Source organism: Moraxella lacunata, from assembly GCF_002027545.1.
GTDB lineage: Bacteria > Pseudomonadota > Gammaproteobacteria > Pseudomonadales > Moraxellaceae > Moraxella > Moraxella lacunata.
Map to the genome: position 1 here is coordinate 1 of NZ_MXAN01000097.1, position 9,756 is coordinate 9,756.

Below are 9,756 nucleotides of genomic sequence, written 5' to 3' on the forward strand. Positions count from 1 at the left end.
AGATTTGGGGGTCGGTTCATGTATGCACTTTTCTTTTTAAACCAATCCATGGTAGCGGTTATATATTTGATTGTAACAAATATCACTACCAACGCCACATCTAGGAGAATCCTATGGTAGCCATTACTTTGCCAGACGGCAGTATCAGACAATTTGACGGACATACCACCGTCATGCAAATCGCCCAAAACATCGGTGCAGGACTTGCCAAAGCCACCGTGGCAGGGCGTGTAAACGGTCAGCTTGTAGATGCCTGCGACCCTATCACAACAGACGCTACCGTAGAGATTATCACCCCAAAAAATCCCGAGGGCGTGGAGATTATCCGCCACTCCTGTGCCCACTTGCTCGGTCATGCCGTCAAACAGCTCTACCCTGAGGTCAAAATGGTCATAGGACCCGTCATCGAGGACGGCTTTTATTATGACATCTATAGCGAACGCCCCTTTACGCCTGAGGACATGAAGGCAATTGAGGAACGTATGAAAAAGCTCATTGACCAAGATTATGATGTGATTAAAAAAATGACCCCACGAGATGAGGTCATCAAAACCTTCTCGGAGCGTGGCGAAACTTACAAACTTCGCCTAGTCGAAGATATGCCTGATGAAACGCACATGGGACTATATTATCATCAAGAATACATTGATATGTGCCGAGGCCCGCACGTCCCCAACACTCGCTTTTTAAAGGCATTTGCCCTAACCAAGATGAGCGGTGCGTACTGGCGAGGCGATGCCAAAAACGAGCAATTACAACGTATCTACGGCACAGCGTGGGCGGACAAAAAAGACTTGCAAGCCTACATCAAACGCATAGAAGAAGCCGAAAAGCGAGACCACCGCAAAATCGGCAAACAGCTAGGGCTATTCCACTTACAAGAGCAAGCCCCCGGTATGGTGTTTTGGCACCCCAACGGCTGGACGATTTGGCAAGTGCTAGAACAGTATATGCGTAAAATCCAAAAGGATAACGGCTATCTTGAAATCAAAACGCCACAAGTCGTGGACAGAAGTCTGTGGGAGCGTTCTGGGCATTGGGAAAACTATGCCGAGAATATGTTCACCACATCGTCTGAAAACCGTGATTATGCCATTAAGCCCATGAACTGCCCTTGCCATGTGCAGGTATTTAATCAAGGGCTAAAATCCTACCGTGATTTGCCCTTACGCCTTGCCGAATTTGGTTCATGCCACCGCAACGAGCCGTCTGGGGCGTTGCATGGGATTATGCGTGTGCGTGGCTTTACCCAAGATGACGCTCACATCTTTTGTACCAATGCTCAAATCCGCTCCGAAGCCCTTGATTTTATTAAATTAACGCTTGACGTGTACAAGGATTTTGGCTTTGATAACATCGCCATGAAACTCTCCACCCGCCCCGAAAAGCGTGTCGGCTCTGATGAGCTGTGGGACTTGGCAGAAAAAGACCTAGCGGACGCATTGGACGAAGCAGGGCTTGACTGGGAGCTACAAGCAGGCGAAGGGGCGTTTTATGGCCCTAAGATTGAATTTAGCCTAAAAGACTGCCTAGGGCGTGTGTGGCAGTGTGGCACATTACAGCTTGATTTTAACTTGCCAGAGCGCTTGGATGCTGAATTTGTGGGCGAATCGGGCGAACGCGAACGCCCTGTCATGCTCCACCGTGCGATTTTGGGGTCGTTTGAGCGTTTTATTGGTATTTTGATTGAGCATTATGCAGGCTTTTTCCCAGCATGGCTTGCCCCAACCCAAGCGGTTGTGATGAACATCACCGATAAGCAAGCGGACAGCGTGAATGACGTGGTCGCCAAGCTAAATGCCAAGGGTTATCGTGCCGTGAGCGATTTGCGTAACGAAAAAATTGGCTTTAAAATTCGTGAACGCACCCTAGAACGCATTCCGTTCATGCTGATTTTGGGTGATAAAGAAGTGGAGAGTGGCACGGTCAATGTCCGCACCCGTGAAGGCAAGAATTTGGGAAGTATGTCGCTTGATAACTTTGTCAAAGTGTTAAATGGGGCGATTGAGAAGAAAGGTAGGGTTGAGCCAAAAAGCGAATAATTTGGCTTGATATTAAAATCCACTCAAAGGGTGTTTTGGGTGGATTTTTTTATAAAAATTTAAAAGAATTGTTTTTTTTTGCAAATTTGATATAATTCAAAAAAAACAACGGATAATTGTGGCGTAAAAAATGAGTAAAGATATTAAAATTGTTGAAAAAGTTAAATTTTGGGAAGAGCAAGATAAAATTAACCAAGCACTCATTCCAAGAGTGTTAGAAATGCACGAACAGCTAAAAACAACCAGTCTATTAAGCCAACAAAATTCATCAAAAAATATTCAAATAAGCACAACTCTAAAAGATTTAGACAATAAGCTAAATCAAGAACTTGGCGTTATTGATAATCTTAAGACGAGCTTTGCTAATTTATCCAATCAAGCACAGACTTACTTCCAAGAACTGCAAGATGATAGTAAGGAGCTTTCTAAGTTATTTGATGTAACAATGCAAGATATTGATACTCGCTATAAAGGGTTGATTGTCAGCATTACTGAAATCAAAGACTTACTTAACCAAGAAAACAATCAGCAAAATATCAAGATACAAACATTATCGGAAGAAGTAAATAAAGTTTCTGATAATCAAAAACAAAATGAATTAAGGCATCAATCTGCTCTAAATAATATAGATAAGACATTTGAAGATTTTGAATTAAAAATTCAAAAAATAGAGGAAAAAATAGAAGAACTATCAAGATTAACTCAAAAGCTATCAGAAGACATTAAGAAAACTTCTGAAATTCATAATCAAAATGAGTTAAAATATCAAGCTATTTTAAAAAATATAGAAAAAACCCAACAAAATACAGATAATCAATACCAAAAACTAAATACAACCATTGTTCAGATAAAAGGGCAGATTGGTAAAGAAATTTCAGCCAATGAAAAAACCAACCAACAACTCACAAAAAAATACACAGAGCTTTTGCAAGAGATTGAAGTTCTAAATCAACAGCAAAATGAGCAAGAAAATAACAGCAAATTACTAAACAAAATTGCAATTGGTTTGGCAATATTTGCAATAATTATAGCACTATTTAAGGGTTAATTATGAGGTCGGTAAACTACATAGACGATTTAAGACAAATTCCTTGCGATAAAAAATTTGTTAATTTAAAGTCGCTGGTTAAAGAAATAGAACTTCAAAAAAAGGAAAGTATAGCGATTGAAATCGGTATTGCCACCGAAGTTGCCTTATTGTATGCTTTTAATGAGTTTAATGTTGATGATAACATTGCAGAAGGATTTGCTAGTCAATATCCAAATTTAGCAGAAAATCAAAGTTTATATCAAGACCTGCTCGCAAAAGGTGCTGATACGGACATAGAAAATCTAACAAGTTATATCGACCGCATTAAAGGAAAAATTTACGAAATAGAATTAACTGATAGGCTTGGTGAGTAGTTTGATGGCTACACTTTTAGCATTGCTGAAAGTGCCACACAGCCCATTTGGGATATTAAAGGCGTGAATGCTGATGGTCAAGAAATATTAGTGCAAGCAAAAATGGGTGGAGAGAATTATGCCTATGAAGTTAAAGATAGAATGCTTGAAAATCCTGATGTTTTATTTGCTACCAGTACCGAAATTCAAGACAAAATTTTGTCAATGCACCCAGAATTAGTCAATCAATTTATTAATATTGACATTTCTAATGCAGAATTTAGTACACAAATTGCAGAGAATGCAGAGCAATTAATTGCTAATCACGGTGCAGATTTCTTTGACAGTTCCGCAGAATTTATCCCTGTTCTTGGTGAGATTATTGTAGGAATAAAACTATTAAGTGAAATGTCAAAGGTTAATAACGAATATCAGGGTGTTTCCAAATCACAACAAGATAAGATTAAGATGATTAAGGCGATTGTTTATTTATCCCGTTATGGGGTTACAACCGCTTTAATTGGGGCATCTGTTAAGACTGGAATGATGGTTGATGTAGCAAGAGGTGGTACAACCTTTGGCGGCGGAACAGTTGTTGGGTTAGCTGGTGGAATAATATTATCATCAAAAGTGAATAATTACATCAAACCCTATATGTATGATATGGCATTGGGGATTATGGACTATACTCATGATGATATATTTTATTTTAAAAATAAAACAAAAATTGATGATATTGGTGATAATTTATCCCAATCTCGCTTATTATTGGGTTAGTAAATCCATTAAATGATATCATAAGGTCTGTATTTCGCACCTTATTACTCAAATATTGGAACTATTAACAAACAACCATTTCAATCACCTATTAAAATCGTCCGCCATAAATTTCACCAACCCTTCCGCTCCGCCAAGCTCTTGCTTTTTGGACTTTTTTTGTTCTAAAAATTGGCGAAAAGCAAGCAAAATGGATTGTTCATTTAATAATCCAAATTTATCAGCTTGGGTGGATAATTCATCAGGAATGTGCAAAGTAAGTACGGTCATAAATTTGCCTTACTAAATTGATATTTTTACTATGGTATCGGATTTGGATAAGTTTGTCAAATCATTCATAGCAAATCAATGGGCAATTGCTTTTATTATGGCTTGTATTTTTGTATGGGTATGTTATGGTAATAAAATAATTTTTTTAAGGAAAATTTTATGAAAAGTTTAAAAATTTTGTTAATTTGCGGGGCAATCATAATGAACAATCAAAGTTTTGCAAATCCCACCAACAATCAAAAACTTGATATTATTTTAACAATGGTTGATGATTTTTCATCAATGTCAAATTATTCAAAATCAGACTTGGAAAACTATTTTAACAGTTCATTTGATGAACAATGTGAAAATGGTGCTTTTAACATTTGCTATTATACACCAATTAAAACCAATGCATCTAAATACACTTTTGTTGATAAAATTGAACTTAGAAATACAGATAAGGTACAATTTTTAATATTAGAATTTTCGCCAAATTTTGAAGTCAAAGATTTTGATGATATATTAACTGAGCAAAATTATCAACTATTTGGTAATCCCCACCCTTTATCAAATTTTTATTATCAAAAAATTACCAAAGATTGTGAAATCGGCATAGGTACAAAGCTCAATAATAACAATGAATGGGTCATTGATGGTCTGGGTTTTACCATTGATAAAAAGCAGTTGTAGGCATGTTGGGCTTAATTAAAATAATACCAAAACCACCCCAAGTCCGCCATTTACCCTTAAAACAACTGAGCTGAAGTGGCTTTATTTTCCAAGACCCCTTGAAATCCCCACAATTTTTAAGTAAAATAAGGGTCTATCTTTTTATTTGGAGTATGACCCATTAAACCGTCAAATCGTCTAAATGTCAATGAAGACATTCGTGCCAAAGAAGTCCGCCTAGTACAGGCAGACGGCGAACAGCTTGGCGTGGTAAGCCTAAAACAGGCATTAGAGACCGCTCGTGAAAACAATCTGGACTTGGTTGAGATTGTGCCAGACGCAAGACCACCCGTCTGCAAAATCATGGATTACAAACGCTATTTGTACGAACAAAAGCAAAAAGCCAAAGAAGCCAAAAAGAACCAAAAACAGACCCAAGTCAAAGAAATCAAGCTACGCCCTGGTACCGAAGAAGCGGATTATCAGGTCAAATTGCGTAAAATCGTTGAATTTCTAGAAGACAAAGACAAGGTCAAAGTCTCCATTCGTTTTCGTGGGCGTGAGATGAGCCACCAAGAGATTGGACGAACCCAACTTGAACGTATCATCAAAGATACCGAAGAGATAGCCAGCGTAGAGCAAGCCCCCAAGGTAGAAGGTCGCCAAATGGGTATGCTCCTAGGACCTGCTAAGAAGAAGTGAGTTAAATCCCAAAACCCCAATCAATGCCGATTGGGGTTTTTGTTTATTCATCGGTTGGCTGTTCTTGTAAATACATGGGATGTCCCAAAAAATACCCCGTCATTAGAACACGGTCAAAACTGTATACATGAGCGTGCGGAGCTTCTATGCACCTTCCTACCAATGGGGCGGATTGGTCGGGTTTACCATTCATGAGTAAAATCGGTGCGGTGCAAATCGGGCATACTGCTCGGATTTCGGTAATGCGTGCAATGTTGTATTTATAGTCTTTTGTTTTTCCGAAAAATTCTATTTCGGCATTATCATGAGTAAGAGACTTGAATAACAATGGAGCCTTAACAATACGATGTGTTACGATTTTGTTTAATGGAATATAAAAATAATAAAAAGTATAGAAAAATAAAACAAAAAATGATGAATAGATGATTAAAGTAGATAAACCAATGCTTAACAAATGCTGAATTAACGCCATAAAAATAACGGAAAAAACCAAGATAAATAAAGTTAATAAAAAACCAAGCATTAATACTGCAATTAGTAAAATTCCTTTAAAGCTAAACATATGCAGCTCATAATTTTTATCAAAAAATATTTTTGAAAATAAAGATATTTTTACCAAAGACTTGTCCCTGTGTTCATAATAAACTTTATTTATTGTGTTTTCTCTTTCTATGGCTTGATTGTCATTATCAATTTTTTCTACCTCTAGTCAATAATAGCTGGGATTATTGCGACCGCCGTCTGATTTGTATTCTTTAAAAACAGGCATAAATCCTAATTCTAAAAAATCAGAGATAATTTGGTTGTTGTTAAAGACAACTCTTTGTAATTCCTTTTTTATATTTTCTGGTTTTATTCTCTCTGCATTACATGATTTTGGATTGTTTTTATCATCCTTAAATTCATCGTCCAAAATATCCCATTTTGTCATTTTGGGTGTTAAATTCTTTTGTTGATTGTCATATACTGACATGACACGATTAACCAATATTTGCAAATGCGTGCGAGACTGCGTTTTGTTTGGTTGTCTTATTAACAATTCATTGGGTTTTTCAAAAATTAAAATTTCATTATTTTTCATATGCTTAAACCTTGTAAAAACCTTTTTACCCTGTTTTTAGGGTGTTTTCGCTCATCAAAAATTTGGATAATACACTCATCTTTTAATCGGAGTATGTCCATGTTAATGAAAATCGCTGTTAATCAGTCCAATCAATTAGTTAATATCCAGCAAGTAGAGCGTGGTTTGGCTTGCCAATGTTTTTGCTTTGAATGTGGCGAAAGTGTGGTTGCCAAAAAAGGTGATATTAAGGAACATCATTTTGCCCATGCCAGCAATAAAGAAAGCTGTTATATCAGTCCTGAGAGTATTTTACATAAATATGCCAAAGAAGTCATTATGACACAAAAACAAATTTATCTACCTGCCTTGCCAAATAGCGATGATAAACATGAAAAATTATGGCAATTTCACACCATAAATCCCGAACAAAATGTCGGCAATATCAGACCCGATTTGGTTGCAATTAGTGATGACGATATGGTATTTATAGAAATTGCGGTTACATATTTTATTCATGATGAAAAAAGAGCTTTTATTGAAAAATTGGGCATAAAAACCATTGAAATTGATTTGAGTATATTTTTAAATACCGACATGGAAATACCCAATCCATTTATCAGTAATTATATCATTCATCATTTGGAAAATAAAACTTGGATTTATCCTAAGGAGAAGATAATTGGCCAAAATCCATTATTAAACAATCAACCAATTCAACAAAATCTATCCAATCATTTAAAAGAGAGTGATACTATGTCAAGTAATAATCCTGTTTTTACCGTTGTCGGTTTACATAAATCAAAAGGTACTTTTAATAATTATGGACGCTCTATTGATTATGACAATTTGGTGGTTACAGCAATTCGACCTTTTACAGACAACCAAACCAGAGAAGGGGCTATTGGTCATACTTTTGAGCAATTTAAGATTAAGGGTTCGGAGAATTTTCATCTGTATAAAGATGTAACATTGCCGTGCCAAGCCGAGTTTGTTTTTGAAGCGGATTTTTCATCAGGCAAAATAAAAAGCAAATTAACTCAGTTGTTGTTTATTGATTAAAATCCACCCAACACAAATAAAGGGCAACACGCCCTTTATTTATCTCATGTCCGCCTTAAAGCCACGTTTTTTATCCATTTGCCAATCACGTTCTTTGAGTGTGGCTCGTTTGTCGTGGAGTTTTTTGCCTTTGGCTAAGGCGATTTCGCATTTGACTCGACTGCCTTTCCAGTAGCAGGACAAAGGGACGACCGCATAGCCTTTTTGATTGACCATGCCAAAGAGTTTGTCAATCTGCTTGCGGTGCAAAAGCAGTTTGCGGGTGCGGATATTGTCGGGGTTGATGTGCGTGGAGCTGGTCAGTAGGGGCTGAATGTGAGCCCCGAACAAGAACGCTTCGCCATTTTTAAAAATCACATAAGCGTCCGTGATTGCCATTTTGCCTGCTCGTATCGATTTGACTTCCCAACCTTCAAGCGATAGACCCGCTTCAAAGGTCTCTTCGATAAAGTATTCGTGGCGAGCTTTTTTGTTGGCACAGATTTGGTTTGATGGTTTTTTTGCCATATTTATATCTCAATATTGTCTAGGGCGTGCCTGCCTTTGGTATTTGCAATGAAAAATAGGGGAAATCGCACGTTTTTCAAGGAAAAGTCCGCCGTTGATATTAAAATATCAACAAGGATTTTGACGATGAAAAACAATCCGACCACTTAATTTTAAAAAATTAAGTTAAAATCGTAAAATCTACCCGAATTAAGTGGTCGGATAGCCATTTTTCATGCAAAAATGGATTAAAGCGTTAAATTTTTACCTTATTTTATAAGAATGTTATCAAGGGTAGGCACGCCCTACCCATTATAAGAGATTTGGCGGATAATTACAAACAAACCCACGCCCCTGTTACATTTGTCCAATAAAACAGCATTTGCCTTTGGGGGTAATACTTGATAAGATAAGGCAAATTTATCATCATAGGATTTGCCATGTTAGACTCAAAACCAACCCTAGAAACCTTGCTAAATCACCGCTCGGTGCGTAAATACACTGGCGAGCCAATCTCTGATGAAATGCTAACTGCTATCTTAGAAGCAGGGCGTGCCGTCTCAACATCAAGCTACCTACAAGCGGTGAGTGTGGTGCGTGTGCGTGATAAGGCAAAGCGGACGGCATTTCGTCAAATCTCCAACAACCTAAGCGAAGACAAATATAACGAACTGTTAGCCCAAGGCAAGCGGTTGGGGCATGGCTATGTCGAAGACTGTGCCGAATATCTGGTGTTTTGCATGGACGCTTATCGTCATCATGCCCTTGCTGATGTCAATACCGACTGGACAGAAGTCATGCTTATCGGGGCGATTGACTCGGCTCTCATGGCTCAAAATATGCTGGCAACTGCCGAGAGTCTAGGATTGGGCGGGGTCTATATCGGCTCACTGCGTAACGACATTCAGCGAGCAAGCGAGCTATTGGCTTTGCCAAAACACGTTGTGCCACTGTTTGGGCTGTGTTTGGGACACCCTGATTGGAACTCTAAAATCAACCAATCGCAACGTCCACGCCTACCGCTTGATGTCATTGTCTCAACCGACACCTATCAAACCCCAAGCGATAACGTATTGTCCGCTTATAATGATGAAGTTAAAGCCTACTATGGCGGTCGTGGTTTGGAGCTGGACTGGAGGGCTCAAATCGCCGAGACCTTTGGCGGGGATGTGCGTCCGTTTATGCTGGACTACCTACAAAAACAAGGCTTTGCCAAACGCTAAGCAAACCAAAAAGTCGGACAATTGTTCGGCTTTTTCTTTTTTATAAAAAGGCATTGTTAATCAACCATACCTTTGGGGTAGATTTGTAGCAACTGTATTC

At 38.1% G+C, this 9,756-nt stretch carries 12 protein-coding genes; 8 read left to right on the forward strand and 4 right to left on the reverse strand.

All coding sequences use genetic code 11. The features are described from left to right. Positions 1-113: 113 nt before the first annotated feature. From thrS to B5J94_RS12190, 4 genes are all read left to right on the forward strand, one after another. A complete protein-coding gene (gene thrS / locus B5J94_RS12175) occupies positions 114-2,042 on the forward strand; it encodes a threonine--tRNA ligase (protein WP_062500017.1) in 1,929 nt (642 codons plus the stop codon). Positions 2,043-2,172: 130 nt separating this feature from the next. Continuing rightward, the gene (locus tag B5J94_RS12180) at positions 2,173-3,090 is read left to right on the forward strand and encodes a coiled-coil domain-containing protein (RefSeq protein WP_062500015.1); all 918 of its coding nucleotides are present in this window, start codon (positions 2,173-2,175) and stop codon (positions 3,088-3,090) included. Positions 3,091-3,092: 2 nt separating this feature from the next. Further along, entirely contained in the window at positions 3,093-3,446 is a 354-nt protein-coding gene (locus B5J94_RS12185) for a hypothetical protein (RefSeq protein ID WP_062500012.1), read from the forward strand. 63 nt (positions 3,447-3,509) lie between these two features. Continuing rightward, positions 3,510-4,202, forward strand: a complete 693-nt coding sequence (locus tag B5J94_RS12190; protein ID WP_062500010.1) for a hypothetical protein — start codon at positions 3,510-3,512, stop codon at positions 4,200-4,202. A gap of 84 nt (positions 4,203-4,286) precedes the next feature. Here the strand turns inward: B5J94_RS12190 and B5J94_RS12195 are convergent, their stop codons facing one another. Next, the gene (locus B5J94_RS12195; protein WP_062500008.1) at positions 4,287-4,472 is read right to left on the reverse strand and encodes a hypothetical protein; all 186 of its coding nucleotides are present in this window, start codon (positions 4,470-4,472) and stop codon (positions 4,287-4,289) included. Between the two features lie 159 nt (positions 4,473-4,631). Here B5J94_RS12195 and B5J94_RS12200 point away from each other — a divergent pair, with 159 nt between their 5' ends. Then, complete coding sequence (locus B5J94_RS12200) at positions 4,632-5,144, forward strand: hypothetical protein (RefSeq protein WP_062500006.1); 513 nt, start codon at positions 4,632-4,634, stop codon at positions 5,142-5,144. 159 nt (positions 5,145-5,303) lie between these two features. Next, positions 5,304-5,825: a translation initiation factor IF-3 gene (gene infC / locus B5J94_RS12205; RefSeq protein ID WP_062500004.1), complete on the forward strand. Its 522-nt coding sequence runs from the start codon at positions 5,304-5,306 to the stop codon at positions 5,823-5,825. Between the two features lie 43 nt (positions 5,826-5,868). Here infC and B5J94_RS12210 read toward each other — a convergent pair whose 3' ends face one another. Then, positions 5,869-6,444, reverse strand: coding sequence for a hypothetical protein (locus tag B5J94_RS12210; protein ID WP_143821998.1), 576 nt, complete (start codon positions 6,442-6,444; stop codon positions 5,869-5,871). A 90-nt stretch (positions 6,445-6,534) separates the two neighbouring features. Continuing rightward, a complete protein-coding gene (locus B5J94_RS12215; RefSeq protein WP_062500000.1) occupies positions 6,535-6,906 on the reverse strand; it encodes a hypothetical protein in 372 nt (123 codons plus the stop codon). A 99-nt stretch (positions 6,907-7,005) separates the two neighbouring features. Here B5J94_RS12215 and B5J94_RS12220 point away from each other — a divergent pair, with 99 nt between their 5' ends. Continuing rightward, a complete protein-coding gene (locus B5J94_RS12220) occupies positions 7,006-7,947 on the forward strand; it encodes a competence protein CoiA family protein (protein ID WP_062499997.1) in 942 nt (313 codons plus the stop codon). Between the two features lie 39 nt (positions 7,948-7,986). Here B5J94_RS12220 and smpB read toward each other — a convergent pair whose 3' ends face one another. After that, positions 7,987-8,454 (reverse strand): SsrA-binding protein SmpB, encoded by a 468-nt coding sequence (gene smpB, locus B5J94_RS12225; protein WP_062499996.1) that lies wholly within the window; start codon positions 8,452-8,454, stop codon positions 7,987-7,989. A gap of 419 nt (positions 8,455-8,873) precedes the next feature. Here smpB and nfsA point away from each other — a divergent pair, with 419 nt between their 5' ends. Further along, entirely contained in the window at positions 8,874-9,656 is a 783-nt protein-coding gene (gene nfsA / locus B5J94_RS12230) for an oxygen-insensitive NADPH nitroreductase (protein WP_062501682.1), read from the forward strand. Positions 9,657-9,756: the final 100 nt, after the last annotated feature.

Excerpts from the sequence above, each read along its gene's own strand:
- thrS (WP_062500017.1), top strand. The coding sequence starts at position 114 with ATGGTAGCCATTACTTTGCCAGACGGCAGTATCAGACAATTTGACGGA.
- smpB (WP_062499996.1), bottom strand. The coding sequence starts at position 8,454 with ATGGCAAAAAAACCATCAAACCAAATCTGTGCCAACAAAAAAGCTCGC.
- B5J94_RS12195 (WP_062500008.1), bottom strand. The coding sequence starts at position 4,472 with ATGACCGTACTTACTTTGCACATTCCTGATGAATTATCCACCCAAGCT.
- nfsA (WP_062501682.1), top strand. The coding sequence starts at position 8,874 with ATGTTAGACTCAAAACCAACCCTAGAAACCTTGCTAAATCACCGCTCG.
- B5J94_RS12215 (WP_062500000.1), bottom strand. The coding sequence starts at position 6,906 with ATGAAAAATAATGAAATTTTAATTTTTGAAAAACCCAATGAATTGTTA.
- B5J94_RS12185 (WP_062500012.1), top strand. The coding sequence starts at position 3,093 with ATGAGGTCGGTAAACTACATAGACGATTTAAGACAAATTCCTTGCGAT.
- B5J94_RS12220 (WP_062499997.1), top strand. The coding sequence starts at position 7,006 with ATGTTAATGAAAATCGCTGTTAATCAGTCCAATCAATTAGTTAATATC.
- B5J94_RS12200 (WP_062500006.1), top strand. The coding sequence starts at position 4,632 with ATGAAAAGTTTAAAAATTTTGTTAATTTGCGGGGCAATCATAATGAAC.
- B5J94_RS12180 (WP_062500015.1), top strand. The coding sequence starts at position 2,173 with ATGAGTAAAGATATTAAAATTGTTGAAAAAGTTAAATTTTGGGAAGAG.